Raw genomic sequence first — 21941 nt, 5'->3', positions numbered from 1 at the left:
GACCACGCCGATGAGCACCTCCACGAGCCGGCCGTCGTGGCGCCCAAGCGAGCTCGAGCTGTCACGACGGGACGTGCGCCGGCGCGCCACCGGTCGTTCGGTGCTCATCGGCATTGTGAGCACGATTGCTTTTGCCGCGATTGTCGGATTGCTCGTCGTCAACACCCCCGGTTGGGAGAGCGTCAAAGCTTCGTTCTTCGACTTCGAGGTGGGGGCGGCAAGCGTGCCGTCGATCCTCGTCGGGCTGTGGCTCAACATTCAGGTGCTCTTTATCTCAGCGATCGGCGTTGCCATTTTTGGCACTCTGCTCGCTGTAACGCGATCGCTGCGCGGACCGGTTTTCTTTCCGCTCCGCGCAGCGGCAACGATCTACACCGACCTCTTTCGCGGGATGCCGCTGCTGATCGTTCTCTACCTGGTCGGCTTCGGGCTGCCGGCGCTCGATATCTTCCCGCGCATGCCGGCCATGTTCTGGGGAACGATCGCCCTCATCCTCACCTACTCGGCTTATGTGGCTGAAGTACTGCGCGCGGGCATGGAAGCCGTGCATCCGTCGCAGCGCATGGCGGCCCGCTCGCTGGGTCTGAGCCACGCCAAGACCCTGCGCATCGTCGTGATCCCGCAGGGCGTTCGCAAGGTCGTTCCCGCCCTCATGAACGACTTTGTCTCTATGCAAAAAGACGTGGGGCTTATCTCGATTCTGGGTGCCGTGGATGCCGTACGCGCTGCCCAGATTCAAGTCGCCCAGAGCTACAACTTCACGCCCTACGTGATTGCCGCCCTGCTCTTCGTCGCCATGAGTTGGCCGATGATCAGGCTCACCGATTGGCTCACCGCACGACTCGCTAAGCGCGAGCAGATCGGAGGCGTCGTATGAGTGTTCTCGACGTGCGCGGAGTGCGCAAACAGTTTGACGACCACGAGGTCTTGCGAGGTGTTGACCTCTCGATCGACAAGCACGAAGTTGTCGTGCTTATCGGCGCTTCTGGCTCAGGGAAGTCGACGCTGCTACGAACGATCAATCTCATTGAGCGTGTGGATGACGGCCAAATCGTGCTCAATGGTGACGACATCACCGACCCCGGCATGAACGCTGACTCGGCCCGCAGCCGAATTGGCGTTGTCTTTCAACACTTCAACCTCTTTCCGCACTTGCGCGTGATCGACAACATCACCTTGGCCGCGCGCGAAGTGCACGGAATGTCGAAGGCGGATGCCACTGCACGCGCAATGGAACTGCTTGTCTCGCTGGGCCTCGGCGACAAAGCGCGTGACTACCCCGATCGCCTCTCCGGCGGCCAGCAACAGCGTGTGGCCATCATCCGTGCGGTGCTTACCGACCCTGAGCTGCTGCTTCTCGACGAGATTACAAGTGCTCTGGACCCTCAGCTCGTTGGCGAAGTTCTCGACCTCGTACGGCGCCTGAAGACTGACGGCTCGACCATTCTCATGGCAACCCACGAAATGTCGTTCGCTCGCGAAGTAGCCGACCGCATCGTCTTCATGCAGGGCGGGCGCATCGTTGAACAAGGCACGCCAGCACAGATCTTCGACTCGCCGCAGGAGCCCGAAACCGTGCAGTTCCTCTCCCGCGTTCGCCACTAGAGCGCGAACAGCACCTAGGAGAAGTCGGCGTCAGGCGCGCTTCCGTAGCTGAATTCGATCTTGGGGCGCCAGCCGCTGTTGAGAACACCACCGCTCTCTTCGAGGTAGCAGGCTCCGCACAGTGACTGGTAGCCGACATCCACACCGTCGATAGCGACTTGGTCGCCATCGAAGATGAACTGGTCGCCGACCGTGCGCGCGTTGAATACTGCTTTGCGGCCGCAGCGGCAAATGGTCTTCAGCTCTTCAAGCGAATGCGCGATTTCGAGCAAACGACGGCTGCCAGGAAACGCGACCGTCTGGAAGTCGGTGCGGATGCCGTAGGCCAGCACCGGAACCTTCTCCACAATGGCGATACGCAGCAAATCATCGACCTGCGCTTCGCTGAAGAACTGTGCCTCGTCGACGAGCAAACAACTCACCGGTAGCCCGGTCTTCTCCAAGACACGGGCACGTTCACGCGCGAATACCTCGTAAACATCATCGGTAGGCGAGATAATGAAGTCGACCTGACGCGTTACGCCCAGTCGCGAAATGATCGCGTTGTCGCCCTTGGTATCGATGTGAGGCTTCGCCAGCAACACCTGCTGATCGCGCTCTTCATAGTTGTAGGCGGCCTGCAGCAACGCGGTGCTCTTGCCGCTGTTCATGGCGCCATAGCGGAAATATAGTTTGCTCATCAGCGTAGAAATCCATCCTCAGCAGCCCGACGAATCAGGTCAGCCTTTTTACTTGCCGGCCGGTTGGCCTTGGCGTACTTTTCGCGCACTCGCCGCAAGTACGTTTTCGCGGTCTCGTACTGAACATTCATCCGCTCGGCAACCTGCGGTGTGCTTAGTCCAGAAGCGTACAGGGTGAGTGCGTCAGCCTCGCCGGCACTCAGCTTCGGCTTCGACTGGTCAGCCGATCCCGATGGCAGCGGTCGCCAGTCATGCTGCTGCGAACCTTCGCCCTCGACCCCCATGATCTGGCGGGCGGCATCCATCACTTCGTGCATCGGCAGCGACTTCGAGAGGAAAGTGGCCGCCCCGGCCGCCAGAGCGCGGTCACGAGCCTCGCGACTATCGAGGCTGGAGAGAACGATCACTTTGGCTCCCGCGGCGCGACATGTGCGCACACGTGCTTCGATCGACACCGGCTCTTTCAGCTGGAAGTCGAGAAAGACGAGCTCGGTCGGAAAACGGTCGCTGTGCACGAGCTCGAGCCACGTGCTGGCGGTGAGAACAACATCGAAGTCCGGCGCGTTGTTGGTGATCCAACTGTTGAGGCTGTCGAGCAGCACTTCGTGATCGTCGAGGATCGCAAGACGAATGGGCGGCCTGTCGCCGAGATGAGCGCTGAGGTTGGTCTCAGGGGGTGTCATAAGTGAACCTAACGGTGAGAGAGGGCGATCGATAAGAGATGCGAAGTCCGGTAAAGACAACGCGCAAAACTGCGAGATAGGGCGCCAGAGAAGAACGCCACGATGATTCGGATGAGGTGATGAGGCCTGTCACTGTGATGACCGCCCCGGAGTCAGTCTTCTCAATCGCGAGGCGCACGCTGCGACGGTCAATTTCACCACCGGTCGCAACGGCCAGTACGGCCGCGCGCAAGGCAGTGCGTTGATGGGCTGTCATGGCACCGGCCAGTCGATGAGGATCGTAGACCCGATTACCATCGTCGAGCGCACCGAAAGAGTTGGCAACGACAGATTCGAGCCAACTGCGGTTAACTTCGGTAACCATGAGTTCACGGATCGATTCCGAGTATTTGGCCGCTCGAGCGCTGTCCTCGGGCGAGATGATTCCGCGCTGAGCGAGTTCAGCAAAGAGCGGCGCAATATCGCGGTTGAGGATAGTGACGCGGTCCTGCTGCACCGATCGCGCAACTCCCGCATGCTCACGTCTCATCTGGCGCGACGTCGCTCGCAGGGCGCGTGACGCCCACTCTTCATGCGTCTGGATGAGCGACCGTGAAAACGCGGCACCACCGATCGACATCGTGAGAACCGGAGTCATCGAAAAGAGCGCGACGATCATCGCTGGCGCCTGAACTTCCGAAACGGACGACTGCACGATGGCGATAAACCCCGTAAAGATCGCGGCGACCACCCCCATCGTGACCAGCTCTGCGATGGGCCGATAGGGGGCAAGGGCCATGCAGGCGATACCAATGAGCAGCGGCCCCCAGAAATCGGTGAGCAGTGCAGCATTGCTTCCCAGCGACGCCGAACTGAGCGCGAACGCGATAACCAGATACCCGATAACAGCCGCGTGCAGCCCGCCGCTGAACGGGGCACGCAGTGGGCTCGTTCCAATGATCAGCGTCACCGAGGAAAGCGCGACAAAGATCAACGCACTATTTGCGAGCACGGGATGGGCAATGTGCGGCCCGCTAAGCCAGGTCATGACAGCGCCGAGAATAAGAACGCCAGCCGCAGCCACAACACCGACGGGGCGCGCATCAAGGGTTCCGAGGGGGTCGAGCTGTTGAACCGACTCGGTGTCAGCGAGAGCGGTCATTGGGCTGCACTCCGCTCTGAGGCGGGCGCGTTCTCCGCCGTGGGCACCCGAATCATCACCGATGTGCCGAGGCCCGGAGTAGACCAGACTTGAACTGTTCCCGACACCGTCTCGATGCGCCGGCGAACAGACTGCCGCAAACCCAGCCGATCAGCACCGGTCTCTGCCTCGTTGAAGCCCTTGCCCGCATCCACGACGAGCACGCTAACTTCGCTCGGGGAGCCGAAGATTGCCACTTCAGCCCGCATCGTGCCGGAGTGATTGATGACATTGACGAGACACTGCTTAACGGCGGGGGCAAGAGCAGCATCGCCTCGAGAATCCAAGCGGGACAACGCCGTCAAGTCTCCGGTGACTTCAACAACGAGTTCCAGGGCACGAGCCTCAGTAATCGTCGCGAGGAGCGCGCTGTTCTGCCAGTCGTGCCGCACGCTATCGGAGGAATCGAGAGCCGCCTCCGAAAGCCATTCTTCACCCACGAGCACCTCAAGATCACGGCTAATGTCGCGCTGGAGTTTCGGGTTCATCGCGCCAAATGGAGCGTGTGCGATAGCAGCGAGATGACTAAGAACTGTGTCGTGCATAACGGCAGCCGAGGTGGCTTCGATGCCATAGCGAAGACTCGCGAACTCATCATCGCGTGCCGCCCGGTGCAGGTGAGATTGCACGCGCCGCACCCCCCGTTGGCTGAGCCGCAGAATCATGAGCACGCTGATAACAGCAACGTAAATCACAAAGGCTGTCGGATGCGGGTGAACAAAGCCCTGAATCTGCAGCGATGCCAACGCCACTGACGCCTGAGACACGGCAGCACCAACCGTGCACCAGAGGATGCTCCACACCACGTTGCGCCCGGCGCCGCCCACGAGCATCATGGCGATCAGGACGAGGTCGAGCAAGTAGTGCCCGACAACCCCCACCGGTCGCAATTGCGAAATGATCGTGAGCGCGAACCAGTAGGTAGCGGGGCCGCCGATGAGAAGGTGCGCGACGGTAAAGAACATCGTGCGATAGCGGTTCAGGAGCCTGACCGTAATGAGCATCGGAATAAGAGCGATCGCCGCAGGCACGAGATTGCGGCTCGTGTCGCCGGCGTACAACGTCACCACCCCCACGAAGGCGAGGGTTAAGCAGACGAAAGCGACAGCATTAACAACCCGCGCGAAAGCCCGAGTGACGCTCTCTTTGCGCAAGTGGGCGGGCAAGCCAATAGACATGTCTGCCCCCGTTCCTCGTGCCGAAAATACACCACACACAGTATGGCAGCATTCGGGGTACGAGCTGTACCCCGCGTGCGGGGTACAGCTGGGGTCAGAGGCCCACTAAACGGGGGACAAATAGCGCGCTACCAGCCACTTACGGGTTGATGTGCAACGCCTTGGCCGTGCGGGTGATCGTCTCGCGAGCAAGTTCAGGCGAGTCAGCAAGCTGCTGGCCGAACGTCGGGATCATCTTCTCAATCTTCGGACGCCACTCATCCATGCGCTCCGGGAAGCACTTCTCCACCAGACCGAGCATGATCGGAACGGCCGTGGAGGCCCCCGGCGATGCGCCGAGAAGGCCAGCGATGCTGCCATCGGCGGAGGACACGACCTCGGTGCCGAACTGCAAGACGCCGATCTTCTTCGGGTCTTTCTTCATCACCTGCACGCGCTGACCAGCCGTAATGCGGTACCAATCTTCTGGCTTGGCATTGGGCACGAATGCCTTGAGCTCTTCGAACTTGGTCTCGGGGCTTGCCATGAGCTGCCCAACCAAATACTTGACGAGCGACAGGTTGCTGAGCCCGGCGGCGACCATCGGGAGCACGTTGTGCCAGCGGATGGACGCGAAGAGGTCGAGAACTGAACCGGTCTTCAGGAACTTGGGGCTGAATCCGGCGTACGGGCCGAACATGAGGCTGCCCTCCCCCTCAACGACACGAAGGTCGAGGTGAGGAACCGACATGGGCGGCGAACCGACCGCGGCTTTGCCATAGACCTTGGCGCTGTGGGCGGCCACGATCTCGGGGTTGTCCGTGCGCAGGAACTCGCCGCTGACGGGGAATCCGCCGAAGCCGCGAATCTCTTTGATGCCTGACTTCTGCAGAAGGTTGAGGGCATAACCGCCAGCACCCACGAAGACGAAACGTGCGGTCACGGGTTCGACAGGTGTGCCGCCGATGTCGTGACGAAGCTTGAGCTTCCAGAGGCCGTCGCGCTGTTTCGTGAGGTTCGTGACCACGATGCCCGTGCTGAGCTCAGCACCCGACTCCACGAGGTTGTTGACGAGATAGTGCGAGAGCGCACCAAAGTCGACGTCAGTGCCCGCAGGAATGTGCGTCGCGGCCACCGGCTCTGACTTGAGGCGGCCTGGCATCATGAGCGGCGCCCAGCCGTGAATGATGGCGGGGTCTTCGCTGTATTCCATGCCCGCGAAGAGCGGGTGGTCCTTGAGCGCTTCGAAACGCTTGCGCAAATATTCGACGTTTGTTTCGCCCCACACGAAGCTCATGTGCGGGGTCGCGTTGATGAACGACTCGGGTTCGGGCAGCGCTCCCTCGTCAACGAGGTACGACCAGAACTGGCGTGACACCTGAAACTGCTCGTTGACCTTCACCGCACTCGAAATCTCGATAGAGCCATCGCTCTTTTGCGGGGTGTAATTGAGCTCGCACAGCGCGGAATGTCCGGTGCCAGCGTTGTTCCACGGATTCGAACTCTCCAGGGCAAGATCGCCCAAGCGTTCGAAAATCTGGATCTCCCAGTCCGGCTGCAATTGCTTCAACAGCGTTCCGAGGGTGGCACTCATGATTCCGCCGCCGATAAGCGCGACGTCGACGGTTTTCTTCACAACTCCACTTTAGCCTTCTGTTAGAGGCCCAAAGTGCGAAGAGCCTGATCCATCTCGCTGGCCATCGCCGCGTAACCCTCATTGTTGGGATGCAGCCCGTCGCTGGCCATCCACTCGGGGTGCCCCTCGATCCAGTGCGAGGCCCCCGCAATGTAGTCAGCACCGCTGTCGGATGCCGCAGCCTCGACCCAACCGATGATCGTTTCGACGGACTCTGGCCGCTCATCCGTGTACCAGAACGGCTCGACAACAATGAAGCGGGCATCCGGAAGCGCGGTTGTCAGCCGGTCGAAATCTGCTGAGATTTGAGTGCGGATGTCGCTGGCTCGGGCATCGAAACTGAAGTTGTCGTTGAGGCCCATCGTCACGATCACGATGTCGGGGTCATCCGCGATGATCATGCTCGGAAGGTCGCCGTCGCCGAACGCGCTGCGGTTGTTGATGAAGCCGAGTCCGTTCACGCTCGGATTGAACTCGCTCCACCCCCGCTGCTCGCTGATCACCGTCGACCACCGGTTCTCGGAAGCCGACGCTCCGGTGCCGAGAGTGTAGGAATCACCATAGAAAGCGACGCGAACCTCGTTGGGGTCGCGTTCGGCCGCGGGCTCCTCGGAGCTGCATGCCGAGAGGCTGAGGGCCGCGGCGACCACAACGGTCGTCGCGATAATGCGGGCTACTGAATCAAACTTCATGGAAGGAGTTCGGCGCGGGTGGCCCAAACGGTTGCTATGGTCTGGGACGCGGGAGACCATGAGTGATTTACGAGAGCTAGAGTCCGAGTTCGCGAAGCGCGAGAGCTAGAGTCCGAGTTCGCGAAGCGCGAGATCCATCTGGGTTGCGATCGCCGCATGCCCCGCATCGTTGGGATGCAGGTTGTCGTCGGACATCCACTCCGGATGCCCCGTGAGCCAATACGACGCGCCCGACACGTAATCGGCGCCGGCTTCAGTCGCGGCGTCGCGCACCCACGAAATGATCACTCCGACCGAAGCAGGGCGCTGGGTTTTGTACCAGAAAGGCTCGACGACAATGATCTGGGCATCCGGAAGGTCCGTCACGAGTCGCTCGAAATCGCTGAGAATCTGGCCGGGCAGCTCGTCGGCATACGCGTCGTAGGCGAAGTTGTCGTTGAGGCCCATCGTGACAATAACGACGTCGGGGTCGTCGGCAATGATGAGGCCGGGCAGGTCACCGTCGCCGAACTCCGTGCGGTTGCGCATGAACCCAAGACCGCTCACGCTCGGGTTGAACTCACTCCAGCCATGCTGGCTGCTGAGAAGCGTCGACCAGCGCAATTGCTCCGCTGATGCTCCTGTTCCCCGCGTGTAGGAGTCGCCATAGAAAGCGACCCGAAGAGCATCGGAATCAGCCGCCGCGACGACAAGAGGCTCCGTCGAGGACGCGCTCGTCGCGCACCCCGCAAGACCCAACGTGACGGAGACCGCGATCATCGCAACGATCGTGCGGGCTGCGGAACCGAAGGTCATACGGGAAATTCGGAGCGGCGGGCAGTGGAGCGTGCCCGCTAAGCCGAAACCTTTGCGAGAATCTTTGCGGCGACAAGCTCCGCGATCTGTACCGCATTGAGAGCGGCGCCCTTGCGCAAGTTGTCGTTGCTAATGAACAACGCGAGGCCGCGACCGTTCGGCACGCCCTCATCCGTACGGATGCGGCCCACAAAGCTGGGGTCGGCGCCGGCAGCGTCGAGAGGCGTCGGGATGTCGCTCAGGCTGACACCCGGAGCATCCGCCAGCAGTTCCTTCGCCCGCTCGGGGCTCAAGGGCTTGCCAAATTCCACGTTGATCGACAGCGAGTGGCCGGTGAAAACAGGGACACGAACGCACGTGCCGCTCACCAGAAGGTTCGGCAGTTCGAGAATCTTGCGGCTCTCGTTGCGCAGCTTCTTCTCTTCGTCGGTCTCGTTGAGGCCATCGTCGACGATGTTGCCCGCGAGCGGAACAACGTTGAACGCAATGTTCTTGGGGAACTTGTTTGGGGCAGGCATCGTGACCGCCGCGCCATCTTCCACGAGTCCCATCGTGTTTTGGGCGACCGCGGCAGCAGCCTGCTCGAGTAGCTCTTCGCCACCGGCAAGGCCTGCACCAGACACAGCCTGGTAGGTGCTCACGATCAAGCGCTCAAGACCGGCTTCAGCATCCAGAACCTTCAACACCGGCATCGCTGCCATCGTGGTGCAGTTCGGGTTCGCAATGATGCCCTTAATGGCCTGATCAATCGCGTGGGGGTTGACCTCGCTGACGACCAGCGGAACCTCAGGGTCCATGCGCCAGCCCGACGAGTTATCGATAACCGTGACACCGGCCGCAGCGAAACGCGGAGCCTGCGCCAACGACGTCGTGGCACCGGCCGAGAAAATCGCAACGTCGAGGCCCGTGGGATCAGCAATGGAGGCATCTTCAACGGTGATCTGCTCGCCCTTGAACGGCAACGTCGTACCCGCACTGCGAGCAGATGCGAAGTAACGAATCTCCGCTACCGGAAAATCGCGCTCTTCCAACAGACGGCGCACAACAGCGCCAACCTGACCCGTCGCACCAACAACACCAATACGGATGCCTGCGTTACTCATGAGTACCTCTACCTACAGTTTGTATTCGCCACACTAGCGCCGAACAATGAGAAAATTTGGCCGCGAAGCGCGGTTAGCGACCCGTGCCCGCGTGAACAATAGCCTCTTCGTCGCCATCGAGACCGAAGGCAGTGTGCACGACACGAACCGCTTCCGCAACCGTGTCGGCACGCGTGACCACAGAAATACGGATCTCGCTCGTGGAGATCATTTCCATGTTGATGCCCGCCTCGAACAGAGCCGTAAACAGTCGAGCTGACACTCCAGCGTTGGTACGCATGCCGCCACCGACCACGGAGAGCTTTCCGATCTGGTCATCGTGCTGCAGCGACTCGAAGCCAACCTCTTCTTGATTGAAAGTCAACGCGCGGAGCACATCTTCGGCATCCGACTTCTTCAGAGTGAAGGAGATGTCGGTGCGACCGGTGGCCGCCTCAGAAACGTTCTGAACGATCATGTCGATGTTGGCATTAGCGGTGGCCACGATCGTAAAGATCTGTGCAGCCTTTCCTGGAACATCAGGAACTCCTACCACCGTGATCTTCGCTTCGCTCAGATCGGAGGCAACACCTGTGATGATTGCTTCTTCCACGCTCTCTCCATCCTTCGGATTGACCACCAACGTGCCGGTGTTGTTATTAAACGACGAACGCACGTGAATCGTTACCCCGTGCCGGCGCGCATATTCCACAGCGCGCACATCGAGCACCTTGGCGCCTGCCGCAGCAAGCTCCAACATTTCTTCACTCGTGACGACATCGACCTTGCCCGCAGACTTCACGATGCGGGGATCAGCCGTGAAAATGCCATCGACATCGGTGTAGATTTCGCAGGTCTCGGCGCCGAGTGCTGCGGCGAGGGCTACCGCGGTGGTGTCTGAGCCACCGCGACCGAGAGTCGTAATGTCTCCGGTTCCGCGGTTGAATCCTTGGAAGCCTGCGACGATCGCGATAGCACCATCATCGAGGGCTTCTTTGACGCGGCGAGGAGAAACCTCCACGATGCGAGCAGCACCGTGCTGGGCATCCGTGACCATTCCGGCCTGACTGCCGGTGTAACTGCGAGCGTCGACGCCCAAGCCCTTGATCGCCATGGCGAGCAACGCCATCGAAATTCGTTCGCCTGCGGTAAGCAGCATGTCGAGCTCGCGCCCGGTCGGCACTGGCACGACTTGCGCGGCGAGGTCGAAGAGTTCGTCGGTGGTGTCCCCCATGGCTGAAACGACAACAACAACGTCGTTTCCGGCCTTGCGGGTCTCGACAATGCGCTTGGCGACGCGCTTAATACTCTCAGCGTCGGCAACGGACGAGCCACCGAACTTCTGAACGATGAGGCTCATTGTTCTCCTGAAGCGTGGTTGATCGGGCAGCGGGTGCCCAAAATGCGAGTCTAACGGTGCCAGCACCATCCGCCGAGTTCGTTACGGGAGGGCTAGTTGTCGATCGTTCGACGACCTTCAAATGCACGACCGAGAGTGACCTCGTCGGCATATTCCAGATCTCCGCCGACCGGGAGACCGGATGCGAGGCGAGAAATACGAAGGTTGGGTTGAACGAGAAGCCGCGTGAGGTACGTAGCGGTTGCTTCACCTTCGAGATTGGGGTCGGTCGCGATGATGACTTCTGTGACGACGCCGTCAGCTAACCGGCCCAACAGTTGCTTGATGCGCAACTGGTCGGGACCAATTCCATCGATGGGGCTGATAGCTCCACCGAGTACATGATACAGCCCGTGGAATTCGCGAGTGCGCTCGATAGCGACGACGTCTTTTGCCTCTTCGACAACACAAATCGTGGCCGGCGAGCGCCGAGCATCCCGACAAATCGAACACGTGTCGTGCTCGGTTACGTTGCCGCAAATGGCGCAAAAATGCACTTTGTCGCGGATGTCGTTGAGCAGTTCTGCAAGCCGACGAACATCGAAACTTTCGGTCTGCAAAATGTGGAATGCGATGCGCTGAGCAGACTTGGGCCCGATGCCGGGAAGCCGACCGAGCTCGTCGATCAGTTCTTGAACAATTCCGTCGTACACGGGTTACTCGTCTCTCGGCTGCGGCACCACACGGGGAGCCACTTGCTCTTCTTCGATAAAGGTTGCGTTCAGCAGTTCGCGCACCACGGATTCGCCATAACGCGAACGATCCATTTGCGCTGCCGTTGCCGACATCGCTGCTTTCGCCATTGATTCTGGTGGGGCTGGGGGCGCAGCTGCTGCCGCTTCTGCCAACCGGTCGGCCGTGGGCTTCTTCGCCGCTTGCTGAGCTTGCTGCGCTTGCGCGTTAGCAGTGCGTTGTGCTGCAGCGCCACCGCGTGCTGCGGAGGGGTCGCCCTCGGGTTCTGGCTCGGACTCAGGGATAGCCGCTACAGCCCATCCCCCGGGTTCACGATCTTCGGCCGGCGCAGGTTCCTCAGGCTCGGGGCCTTCATCAACGTCGGGCGCGGTGCGCTGCGGCGAGCGCGGCTGAGCTGTGGGTTCCGGCGAAACCTCCGGGGCGGGCATCCGCGATTCTTGCTGCGGTGCTGTCGTCGCTGCTGGGTGCTCAGCGGGAGGCGCTGACGGGGCACCCTCAACTTTGGCAATGAACGCGGGCTCGAAACCGAGCACGTGCACGACTGCCTTCTTGAGATAGTCGCCGACTCCTTCGCCGGGAGCACTGCGCTGCTTGAGAGCGTCAACGTCGCGTTGGCTGGGGAACGAGAGCACCAAAATCTTCTCGTCGCGAAGCTCAAGAGGCTTAGCAGTGAACACGACCATCCACGCGGTGCGCTTGAGGTTCTCGACCACATCAAGAATTTCGGGCCAGGCGTCTTTAACCTGCTGAAACGACACGGGCGTCGTGCGCGGCGCAGCGGGGGCAGAGAGCCCCGTACTGGATGCTGCGGGCGCCGGCGGTGAGGCAACTGGAGTCGCCGAACCAGCCGAGGGTGCCGGCGGCGTCGCGGCAGGGGTCTGCGCAGCGGCACGCACAGCGGGTGCAGCCGCAGGGGCGGAAGCGGGAGCCGCAGGTGCCGCAGCACGCGACGGTGCCGCGCTGGCAGCGGGAGCCGCGGCGATGGGTGCATCACCCTCGATACCGATGCGACGTTCGAGGCGCTCAACCCGGGCGAGTGCACCACGTTGGGTGTTATCGCTCGCGGGAACCAAAATGCGCGCGATCATCAGTTCAAGATGAAGCCGCGGTGAGGTTGCGCCGGTCATTTCTGAGAGCGCAGCGTTGATCACATCGGCTGCACGCGATAGCTCAGCGGCGCCCAGCGTGTGGGCTTGCTGCGCCATGCGCTCGAGTTGATCTTGCGGGATGCCGCGCAGCACGGAGGCCGCATTGTCTGCGGTCGCTGCGACAACGATGAGGTCGCGCATCCGCTCAAGAAGATCTTCGACGAAACGGCGCGGGTCTTGACCGGTCTGGATGACGCGGTCAACCGCCGAGAACGCAGCGGCAGCATCGCCAGTGCCGAGAGCATCAATCACTTCGTCAAGCAGCTCGGCGTGGGTGTAACCCAGCAGCGCAACGGCGCGCTCGTAACCGACCGTTGCAGTGTCGGAACCAGCGATGAGTTGGTCGAGCAGCGAGAGAGTGTCGCGCACCGAACCTCCACCAGCGCGGACGACGAGGGGAAGCACCCCTGGCTCAACCTCGACGTTCTCGCTTTCGCACAGCTGCTGAACGTAGTCGAGCATCTGGGCAGGCGGAACTAAACGGAACGGGTAGTGATGGGTGCGCGAACGAATCGTGCCAATCACCTTGTCAGGCTCGGTCGTGGCGAAGATGAACTTCACGTGCTCCGGCGGCTCTTCAACGATCTTGAGCATCGCGTTGAAGCCCTGGGGCGTCACCATGTGCGCCTCGTCGAGAATGAAGATCTTGAAACGGTCGCGGGCCGGGGCAAACACGGCACGCTCGCGCAGGTCACGGGCATCCTCAACACCGTTGTGGCTTGCCGCGTCGATCTCGACAACATCGAGCGAACCGCCACCATCACGCGACAGCTCTACACACGACGCACACACCCCACAGGGAGTATCGGTCGGGCCCTCGGCACAGTTGAGACAGCGAGCCAAAATGCGGGCGGATGTCGTCTTGCCACACCCACGCGGACCACTAAACAGGTACGCATGATTGACCCGATCGGTGCGCAACGCTGTGCGCAGCGGATCGGTCACTTGAGATTGGCCGATGAGTTCAGCAAAAGTCTCGGGCCGGTATCGGCGATATAGGGCAGCAACCACGCCCCTAGCGTAGTCGTGCCCGCTGACGATCCCAACGTGCGCTGAGCGAACAGGCACAGCCCACACTTATCTCAAAGTTGTGTGAAATCGACCAAACCGTATCGTCGCCCGCCCCGAATCATCTCTGGTCGGCTGGTTACCGACCACAGCCACACCTGATCCGTGGCACGCGTTACCCGAATAGACGTGCAGGGCTCACCCGGGGGGTGGGGAAACCCTGCACGCACTTAGCTCTCGAGGCGAGTGATTGGGCGGCAGCGCTTTAGTGCGCTGCCGCCCTCATTCACGCGCGGTGGCGCCCGGTGGGGCGTCGAGAAATCATGAGCAGTCCGCCGGCGCCGATGAGAGCGAAAGCGAGCCAAGCGCCTAGGGAACCGGACGAACCGGTGAAGGCGAGGCCATCATCCGCTGCAGCCAGTGTGGTGAGCTCGAAGGTGAAGCCAGGCGTGCTGACCTCTAGTGCGCCCGAGGCGACCATCGCGGGAACCCACATCGCTTCGTGTTCGGGAGTGACAACCGTTGCGACGGTGTCACTCAGAACCGTGAAGTTGGAGCCCCACACCGCACCGAAGCGTGCTCCGGTAGCGGCCGAGAATCCAGTTCCGCGAAGCGTCACTAGGGTGCCACCATCGTCGGGGCCGACGAGCGGTGTCATTGACATGACTACCGGGGCTACAACGTAGGTGAACTCGCCAGCTGCGGCATCCACGATGGGATGCTCGACCACCACGGCAGCTGCGCCTGCCGACCCTGCGGGCGTCGTGACCGTGATCTCGGTGTCACTCACGACGGTGAACGATGTTCCATCTTCCCCGTCGAAAGTCACCCCTGTCGCTCCGGTAAAACCACTACCCGTGATCGTGACCTCGGTGCCGCCCGTCAACGGACCGGTATCGGGGGTCAGGCCGGTCACACTCGGATTCGCGAGGTAGGTGAAGGTTGCCGAGGTCGAGTCGCCAGCGGCGTGGGTCACTACAACGTCGACGGCTCCCACAGCGTGCGCGGGGCTCGAGACAGTGATTTCGGTATCGCTGACCACGGTGAACGATGTTCCGTCATCCCCGTCGAAGGTCACCCCGGTGGCGCCGGTAAAGCCGGTGCCGGTGATGGTCACTACGGTTCCTCCCGCGACGGGGCCGAGGACGGGACTGAGCGACGCAATCGCGGGCCCGTCGGTGTAGGTGAAGTCACCAGCAGCCGCATCGGCGATCGGATGCACGACCACGACGGCCGCGTCGCCCGCCGCATGGGCGGGACTCGTGACGGTAATCTCGGTGTCGCTCACGACCGTGAACGATGTTCCCGCATCCCCATCGAAGGTCACCCCGGTGGCCCCGGTAAAGCCGGTGCCGGTGATCGTGACCTCAGTGCCGCCAGCCAGCGGGCCGGAATTCGGGCTGAGGTCGGTCACGCTCGGAGTTGCCAGGTAGGTGAAGTCGCCAGCGCTCACATCGCCACCGGCATGCTCGACGACAACGTCAACGGCGCCAGCGGCATGAGCCGGGCTGAAGACAGTGATTTCGGTATCGCTGACTACGGTGAACGACGTTCCCGCATCCCCGTCGAACGTCACCCCGGTGGCGCCGGTAAAGCCGGTGCCGGTGATGGTGACGTCCGTTCCTCCCGCGATGGGTCCCAAGTCGGGGCTCATCGCAGAGACGGTCGGTGCCGCAACGTAGGTGAAGTCTCCTGCGTCAGCGTCGCCAGCGGGGTGCTCGACCACTACCGCGGCAGCGCCCGCGACGCCTGCGGGTGTGGTGACGGTGATTTCGGTATCGCTCACCACAGTGAATGACGTTCCGTTGTCCCCGTCGAAGGTGACGCCCGTTGCGCCGGTAAAGCCGGTACCGGTGATCGTGACTACCGTTCCGCCGGCTAGCGGGCCCTCATCGGGAGCGATCGACGAGACCGTAGGAGCGGCCTGGTAGCTAAATTCGCCCGGAGCCGAGTTGGCTGGCGTGTTGAGCACGATCACATCGACGACGGCAATGACGTGGGCCGGGGTAGAGACAGTGATCTCGGTGTCACTCACGACGGTGAACGACGTTCCCGCATCCCCATCAAAGGTAACGCCCGTGGAGCCGGTGAAGCCGGTACCGGTGATGGTCACTGCGGTTCCGCCAGCGACCGGGCCGATGTTCGGCGACAGCGACGAAATGATGGGAGCTGCGGTGTAGGTGAAGTCACCAGCAGCGACGTTTCCGAGCGGATGCTGCACCACCACGCCAACGGTTGCCTCGGCGTGCGCGGGGCTCGAGACGGTGATCTCGGTGTCGCTCACGATGGTGAACGACGTTCCGGCATCTCCGTCAAAGGTGACTCCCGTGGAGCCCGTGAAACCGGTACCCGTGATCGTCACCTCAGTGCCGCCGGCGAGCGGCCCCTCGGTGGGAGCCAGGTCGGAGACGGTCGGTGCTCCGCGGTACGTGAAGGTGGCGGGAACTGAATCGCCAGAAGCGCGCTCAATGATTACATCGACGGCGCCGAGAGCATGGGCCGGGCTCGAGACAGTGATCTCAGTGTCGCTCTCGACAGTAAATGACGTGCCGTCGGTTCCATCAAACGTGACGCCGGTCGCGCCCGTGAAATCAGTACCCGTGATGGTCACCGCGGTGCCACCCGCGATCGGACCGAAATCAGGTGTCATCGAGGAGATGACGGGCACCGGCGTGTAGGTGAACTCGCCAGCATCCGAAGCACCCGCAGGATGCTGGATGATGACCTCGACGTCGCCCACAGCATGCGCGGGGCTCGTGACCGTGATCTCGGTGGCGCTGACAACGGTGAACGACGTTCCGGCATCACCGTCGAAGGTAACCCCCGTAGAGCCGGTGAAGCCAGTACCCGTGATGGTCACTGCCGTACCGCCTGTTGTCGGACCGCTGGCGGGATCGACGTCGGAGATGGCGGGGCGCACACCGGTGTGGTTCGGACCGACAGCCGAGCGTGCGACATCCAGCTCGAGAAGACCGGCGACCGGACCTTGGGCGAGAAGGCTAATGCGAAGTGCGGTTTCGACAAACTGCTGGTCAGGCGACGTACCGATGAGTTCCTGGTTGTTGATGGTGATCGCAAGAACGGACTCCAGCGCAGTGAAGACGGGAGACAGAGCAGCGATTACCGGAGTGACAACACCGGACTGCACGCCGGCGACAAAGATCTGCAACGCTGTCGTACTCGGGTCGATGAGGTCAGCCGCGAGCGGAGCAATCGCCGCGCCCACGATGGCTTCCGTCAGCAGATCGACGTTGATGATTCCTAGTGCCGAAATACCGATTGTCGCGTTCGAAGTTGCAATATCAGCGAGCGTTCCCGCGACAGTTACCTCGACGAGAGGCACAACACCAAGACCAAGATTGATACCGAGGTTGACCTCGATCTCGACTTCGGCGGCCTCGAGCGCGGCGGTGACGGCGTCCTCGACGTTGTCGGCGAATTGCCCGACCAGAGTCGTGATCGATGTGGTGATTGCGGTGAGCTCTGCAGAGCTCAAAACCGACGTGTTCGCAGGCTGCGCGGAAAGCGAGCCACCCTTCAGCTCAGCCAAATCAACAGAAATCTCGCCGGTACCAAAGTCGATGGTGACCGCATCTGACGTCATCGGCGTGTAGAGCGGGGCGATCGCTCCGGGGAGATCGAGAGTCACGCTCGCCGAGGTACCCGTGGTCGAGATCAGTCCGACACTATCCAGAGTGCTCAACGCGACATTGGACACCGCACCGACGAGAGAACCGCCGGGGCCCGCAACGGCATCGACCGCTCCGGAAAGCGTTCCCGCAAGACCGTCAACCGTTGCGCTCACGCCGGCAACAGTGTCGCTCGTTAGCTTCAGCTCAGCCCCAACAATTTCGTAGCTGCCTGTAGCCGCGGCAGGTGCAGCAGCTTCTGCTCGTGAACTCGTCGCACCAATTTCGAGAGACAGCGCAGTGAGTTCGCTCGCCAATCCCGCGTCGAGTACTTGAGCGAGATCAAGAGACAGCGGTGAGGGGCGATCGCTAATGCCAAAGAGTGCCACTCCGACGTCGCCGTCGACATTAACAAGCCCCGTGGCAGCGACTGAGCTGCCATCATTGGCCGCTTGGGAAAATGCCCTCAGCACCCCCGCATCGGCGAGCGCGATGGGCACACCGACACCACCCACCGTTGCGGTGAGACCAACGAGCGCTCCGACGCCCGCCGTATCCGTTTGCAGCGCCTGAACGCCGTTATTGCTGGCATCCGATTCTCCGAGGAGAGCCAATTCGCCCGCAAGCAGTCCGGAGAGCAAACTGCCCGAAAGGTAGGCGGACTCCGCAACGGAATCATCGCCCGCTGCAGCCTGCGCTGGAGCGCCAGCAGAGAAGACGGAGAGTGTGACAAGCCCTGCCGCAGCGACCGCCGAAACGGTTAAGCGAACTGCCCGAGCAAGCCCCCGATTGGTCTTATTCGTACGTAAAATTGGTTCCCCGAAAACCACAATATCCCCCTGATCACGAGGCCGGTGTGCTTGGTATACACAGTCTCAACTCGAGCAGTGGTTAGTCACTCGCAGGGTGGTTGGCCCAGCGTTGAGATGGTCCGAATCCGACCTCGAAGCCATAATAAAAGCTCAGGGAGTGCCGACACAAGAGTCCACTAAGGGGGACAAACAAGTGGTCTATCGGGTTACAGCCTCAACCGATTCCCGTGCTATCTGGAGTTCTTCGTTGGTGGGAATGACGAGAACCTTCACGCGCGAATCGGATGCCGAGATGATGCGCTCGCCACGATTTACTGCGGCGTTGGTGGCGACATCCATCTCGATCCCAAACGATTCGAGACCCTCGACGGTAGCCAGACGCGTGTTGGCATTATTCTCGCCCACGCCGGCGGTGAACACGATTGCGTCTGCTCCGCCCAACGCCACGAGGTATGCACCGAGGTAGTGACGAAGCCGGTGGTAGTAGACGGCGAGCGCCGCCTGCGCACGCTCATCGCCCGCATCCGCCTTCGATTGCACATCGCGCATATCTCCAGTGCCGGTCATGCCAAGCAATCCACTCTCACGGTTAAGCAGGTGGTCTAATCCGGGGAGGTCCATTCCTGCCCGGCCGAGATGAAAAAGCACCCCAGGATCGATATTTCCGGAGCGGGTGCCCATGACGAGCCCCTCGAGCGGAGTCATGCCCATTGAGGTGTCAACGCTGCGACCCCCGTCGATGGCGCACACGGATGCCCCGTTGCCGAGGTGAAACACAATCAGTTTGAGGTCGGCGAGATCTTTGCCCAGCACTGCGGCCGTCCGCCCCGCGACGTAGCGGTATGAGGTGCCGTGGAAACCGTAGCGGCGGATGCCGTGCACTCGGGCCAGTTCCGTATTAATCGCGTACGTGTAGGCGTGGGGCGGCAGCGTTCCGTGGAACGCGGTATCGAAAATTGCGACGTGCGGCACGGTCGAGAATGTCGCCCTCGCCGCCCGAATCCCCTTGAGGTTGGCGGGGTTGTGCAACGGCGCCAGTACTGAAATCTCTTCGAGCCGATCCTCAACCGCATCCGTAATCACGGTGGCTTGGGTGAACTCCGCCCCGCCGTGCACCACACGATGGCCGACGACCGCCGGATGCTCGTCCCCGAGCTCGGCCAAGATCTGCCGCATTCCGTCGTCGTGGTCTGCGGCTCCTCCGCCGGGTTCCCCGATGCGTTCCACGATGCCGCCGCTATAGACGGAACCGGACTCGGCATCGAGCAGCTCCCATTTGATCGACGATGAACCGGAGTTCACCACGAAGACCGTTGTCATTCTTACTCCTTGGCAGAGGCATCATCGGCGATGCCACGTAGTGCGGCAGCCTCGCCGGCAACCGATTGAGCCTGAATCGCTGTGATCGCCACAGTGTTGACGATGTCTTGCACGAGGGCTCCTCGTGAAAGGTCGTTGATGGGTTTGCGTAGACCTTGGAGCACCGGCCCAATGGCGACTGCGCCAGCGCTGCGCTGCACGGCCTTGTACGTGTTGTTGCCTGTATTCAGATCGGGGAATATGAACACGGTGGCACGGCCGGCGACTTCTGAGTCGGGCATTTTTGATTTACCCACGGCGGCATCGACTGCAGCGTCATATTGAATGGGGCCATCAACGGCAAGATCAGGGCGTCGTTCGACCACGAGCGCGGTAGCGGCCCGCACCTTGTCAACGTCGGCGCCGGTGCCCGATGCTCCCGTGGAATACGACAGCATGGCGATGCGCTGTTCGATGCCAAATTGGGCGGCAGTCGCAGCAGACGAGATTGCGATGTCTGCCAGCTGCGCGGCATCCGGGTCGGGGTTTACCGCACAGTCGCCGTAGACGAGCACGCGGTCTTCAAGGCACATCAGGAACACACTCGATACGATCGACACATCGGGCTTGGTCTTGATGATTTCGAAACTGGGGCGGATGGTGTGAGCCGTGGTGTGGGCGGCGCCCGAGACCATGCCGTCGGCCAGCCCCAAGTGCACCATCATGGTGCCGAAGTAGGAGACGTCGGTCACCGTGTCTCGCGCCACCTCCATCGTCATTCCCTTGTGAGAACGCAGCTTCACATATTCCGTCGCGAATCGGGTGCGCAGTTCTTCGTCAAAGGGGCTCAGGATGCTCGCACCCGAGATGTCGAGACCGAGTTCAGCCGCGCGGCCACGCACCTCGCCCTCGTCACCCAGGATCGTGAGCTTGGCAACGCCGCGGCGCAACAGCGTGCTCGATGCGCGCAAAATGCGGTCATCACTGCCCTCCGGCAACACAATGTGCTGCGGGATGCTGCGAGCGCGATCAAGCAGACCGTACTCGAACATGAGCGGCGTGACGACGGTGGGCGGATGCAGGTCGAGTCGACGCAGCAGCTCTGCGGCATCCACATGCTGTTCGAACAGGGCAAGCGCCGTGTCGAACTTGCGGGGAGATTCAGCAGCCAAGCGACCGCGCGTCTTGGTAATAATGCGCGCGGTGTCATAGGTGCCGAACGAGGTACGAATCACCGGCAACGACACATCGAGACCATCCATGAGGCGCTCGACCTGGGGCAGCAGATCAAAACCACCGTTCAGGATGATGCCCGCAAGCGAGGGGAACGTCTCCGACGCGTGCGCCATCAGCGTCGCCAACAACACATCCGATCGGTCGCCAGCAACCACCACGACCGAGCCCTCGATGAGACGCAGCAGCACGTTCTCCATCGTCATTCCCGCCACAACAACGCCGAGCGCTTCGCGCTGCAGCAGATCATCGTCGCCGCGCAGCAATTCACCATCAACGGCAGTGAGCAGAGAGGCAAGGCTGGGCGCGATAAGGAAGGGGTCTTCTGGGATAGCCCACACCGGAGTATCGTCGCCGACCGCTGCGCTCACTCCGGCGATGATGTCGGTCATGAAATCGGGGTCAGACCTGTTGACGATTACGCCGACCAACCGCGCGTGGGCGGCGTCCAGTTCTTGATGCGCAATCGAATACACCTGAGCCATGTCAGCGGGACTACGGCTCTCGCCGTCCTCGGACTGACCACCCAATACAAGGAGCACCGGAGCACCGAGGTTCGCGGCGACGCGCGCGTTATAGGAAAGTTCTGTGGGGCTGCCGACATCCGTGTAATCAGAACCGACAATCACGACAACATCGCACTGGGCCTCGACTGCCTTGAAACGTTCGATGATGCGGCTGAGCGCCAGTTCGGGGTCCGCGTGCACGTCGTCGTAGCCCACACCGACAGCCTCGTCGTAGCTGAGATTAACTGCGTCGTGACCGAGCAACATCTCTAAGACGTAATCTCGCTCATCGCTCGTGCGAGCGACTGGCCTAAACACCCCCAGACTCTTGGCTTCGCGACTGAGCGTGTCGAGTAGACCGAGGGCGATGGTGGACTTGCCAGCGTGGCCTTCGATGGAGGTGATGTAGATATTCCGCGTCACCTCTCCAGCCTACGCCGGAAGATACGCCCCAGAAGGAGATGCCGGGCGCTTAACAGAAAAGACCCCTCGCGCACCCGCCAGAGCCCGGTTACCCTTGCTACGTTTCCGTCCTGGGGGAATTGGCCTGGATGGCGCCACGCGAGGAGCCGCCCTCAGTCTACCCAAAATTATTGACCCTCGCGCGCCCGCGGCACTCCTCTAATCCAGAGTGTTTGGGACGCCGATTACCACTGGGCCGCCCACCCCGTTATGATCACTTGAGGCTGTTTGCGCTAACGCGC

The 21941-nt window shown here is 61.5% G+C and carries 16 protein-coding genes and 1 other RNA gene; 2 read left to right on the top strand and 15 right to left on the bottom strand.

The features are described 5' to 3' along the window. Nucleotides 1-10: 10 nt before the first annotated feature. A complete protein-coding gene (locus I6E60_RS10960) occupies nucleotides 11-877 on the top strand; it encodes an amino acid ABC transporter permease (protein ID WP_197126014.1) in 867 nt (288 codons plus the stop codon). After that, nucleotides 874-1605, top strand: a complete 732-nt coding sequence (locus I6E60_RS10955; protein WP_197180333.1) for an amino acid ABC transporter ATP-binding protein — start codon at nucleotides 874-876, stop codon at nucleotides 1603-1605. The genes I6E60_RS10960 and I6E60_RS10955 overlap by 4 nt, the downstream gene beginning before the upstream one ends. A 14-nt stretch (nucleotides 1606-1619) precedes the next feature. Here I6E60_RS10955 and I6E60_RS10950 read toward each other — a convergent pair whose 3' ends face one another. The 15 genes from I6E60_RS10950 to ffs form a co-directional block, all read right to left on the bottom strand. Continuing rightward, complete coding sequence (locus tag I6E60_RS10950; protein WP_197180331.1) at nucleotides 1620-2285, bottom strand: thymidine kinase; 666 nt, start codon at nucleotides 2283-2285, stop codon at nucleotides 1620-1622. Beyond that, nucleotides 2285-2968, bottom strand: coding sequence for a response regulator (locus I6E60_RS10945; protein ID WP_197126021.1), 684 nt, complete (start codon nucleotides 2966-2968; stop codon nucleotides 2285-2287). The genes I6E60_RS10950 and I6E60_RS10945 overlap by 1 nt, the downstream gene beginning before the upstream one ends. Beyond that, nucleotides 2955-4109: a hypothetical protein gene (locus I6E60_RS10940; protein WP_197126023.1), complete on the bottom strand. Its 1155-nt coding sequence runs from the start codon at nucleotides 4107-4109 to the stop codon at nucleotides 2955-2957. Before I6E60_RS10940 ends, I6E60_RS10945 begins: the two co-directional genes overlap by 14 nt. Then, complete coding sequence (locus I6E60_RS10935) at nucleotides 4106-5326, bottom strand: sensor histidine kinase (RefSeq protein WP_197126025.1); 1221 nt, start codon at nucleotides 5324-5326, stop codon at nucleotides 4106-4108. Before I6E60_RS10935 ends, I6E60_RS10940 begins: the two co-directional genes overlap by 4 nt. Nucleotides 5327-5465: 139 nt before the next feature. Further along, a complete protein-coding gene (locus tag I6E60_RS10930) occupies nucleotides 5466-6941 on the bottom strand; it encodes a malate:quinone oxidoreductase (protein ID WP_197180329.1) in 1476 nt (491 codons plus the stop codon). A gap of 20 nt (nucleotides 6942-6961) precedes the next feature. Then, entirely contained in the window at nucleotides 6962-7633 is a 672-nt protein-coding gene (locus I6E60_RS10925) for an SGNH/GDSL hydrolase family protein (RefSeq protein ID WP_197180327.1), read from the bottom strand. A gap of 105 nt (nucleotides 7634-7738) precedes the next feature. Continuing rightward, nucleotides 7739-8428, bottom strand: a complete 690-nt coding sequence (locus I6E60_RS10920; RefSeq protein ID WP_197180325.1) for an SGNH/GDSL hydrolase family protein — start codon at nucleotides 8426-8428, stop codon at nucleotides 7739-7741. Between the two features lie 38 nt (nucleotides 8429-8466). Then, a complete protein-coding gene (locus tag I6E60_RS10915) occupies nucleotides 8467-9531 on the bottom strand; it encodes an aspartate-semialdehyde dehydrogenase (RefSeq protein ID WP_197126035.1) in 1065 nt (354 codons plus the stop codon). A gap of 73 nt (nucleotides 9532-9604) precedes the next feature. Continuing rightward, the gene (locus I6E60_RS10910; protein WP_197126037.1) at nucleotides 9605-10870 is read right to left on the bottom strand and encodes an aspartate kinase; all 1266 of its coding nucleotides are present in this window, start codon (nucleotides 10868-10870) and stop codon (nucleotides 9605-9607) included. A 92-nt stretch (nucleotides 10871-10962) separates the two neighbouring features. Then, a complete protein-coding gene (gene recR, locus I6E60_RS10905; RefSeq protein ID WP_197107976.1) occupies nucleotides 10963-11562 on the bottom strand; it encodes a recombination mediator RecR in 600 nt (199 codons plus the stop codon). Nucleotides 11563-11565: 3 nt separating this feature from the next. Then, a complete protein-coding gene (locus tag I6E60_RS10900) occupies nucleotides 11566-13761 on the bottom strand; it encodes a DNA polymerase III subunit gamma and tau (RefSeq protein ID WP_197180323.1) in 2196 nt (731 codons plus the stop codon). A 283-nt stretch (nucleotides 13762-14044) separates the two neighbouring features. After that, entirely contained in the window at nucleotides 14045-18217 is a 4173-nt protein-coding gene (locus I6E60_RS10895; RefSeq protein WP_197180321.1) for an IPT/TIG domain-containing protein, read from the bottom strand. 180 nt (nucleotides 18218-18397) lie between these two features. Further along, on the bottom strand, nucleotides 18398-19519 hold the full coding sequence (locus I6E60_RS10890) for an acetate/propionate family kinase (RefSeq protein ID WP_197180319.1): 1122 nt from the start codon (nucleotides 19517-19519) through the stop codon (nucleotides 18398-18400). 2 nt (nucleotides 19520-19521) lie between these two features. Beyond that, a complete protein-coding gene (pta, locus tag I6E60_RS10885; RefSeq protein ID WP_197180317.1) occupies nucleotides 19522-21660 on the bottom strand; it encodes a phosphate acetyltransferase in 2139 nt (712 codons plus the stop codon). A gap of 54 nt (nucleotides 21661-21714) precedes the next feature. Beyond that, nucleotides 21715-21811: signal recognition particle sRNA small type (ffs, locus tag I6E60_RS10880), an RNA gene on the bottom strand. Nucleotides 21812-21941 lie beyond the last annotated feature (130 nt).

It is taken from the genome of Salinibacterium sp. SWN167 (assembly GCF_015864665.1).
In the GTDB taxonomy this organism is placed as follows: domain Bacteria; phylum Actinomycetota; class Actinomycetes; order Actinomycetales; family Microbacteriaceae; genus Rhodoglobus.
Note: the sequence above shows the minus strand (reverse complement) of the source record. Positions and strands in the feature narration are given on the sequence as shown.

Bases quoted from the DNA above. Each gene is read 5' to 3' on its own strand.
- I6E60_RS10960 (WP_197126014.1), top strand. From the start codon at position 11: ATGAGCACCTCCACGAGCCGGCCGTCGTGGCGCCCAAGCGAGCTCGAG.
- I6E60_RS10955 (WP_197180333.1), top strand. From the start codon at position 874: ATGAGTGTTCTCGACGTGCGCGGAGTGCGCAAACAGTTTGACGACCAC.
- I6E60_RS10950 (WP_197180331.1), bottom strand. From the start codon at position 2,285: ATGAGCAAACTATATTTCCGCTATGGCGCCATGAACAGCGGCAAGAGC.
- I6E60_RS10945 (WP_197126021.1), bottom strand. From the start codon at position 2,968: ATGACACCCCCTGAGACCAACCTCAGCGCTCATCTCGGCGACAGGCCG.
- I6E60_RS10940 (WP_197126023.1), bottom strand. From the start codon at position 4,109: ATGACCGCTCTCGCTGACACCGAGTCGGTTCAACAGCTCGACCCCCTC.
- I6E60_RS10935 (WP_197126025.1), bottom strand. From the start codon at position 5,326: ATGTCTATTGGCTTGCCCGCCCACTTGCGCAAAGAGAGCGTCACTCGG.
- I6E60_RS10925 (WP_197180327.1), bottom strand. From the start codon at position 7,633: ATGAAGTTTGATTCAGTAGCCCGCATTATCGCGACGACCGTTGTGGTC.
- I6E60_RS10920 (WP_197180325.1), bottom strand. From the start codon at position 8,428: ATGACCTTCGGTTCCGCAGCCCGCACGATCGTTGCGATGATCGCGGTC.
- I6E60_RS10915 (WP_197126035.1), bottom strand. From the start codon at position 9,531: ATGAGTAACGCAGGCATCCGTATTGGTGTTGTTGGTGCGACGGGTCAG.
- I6E60_RS10910 (WP_197126037.1), bottom strand. From the start codon at position 10,870: ATGAGCCTCATCGTTCAGAAGTTCGGTGGCTCGTCCGTTGCCGACGCT.
- I6E60_RS10890 (WP_197180319.1), bottom strand. From the start codon at position 19,519: ATGACAACGGTCTTCGTGGTGAACTCCGGTTCATCGTCGATCAAATGG.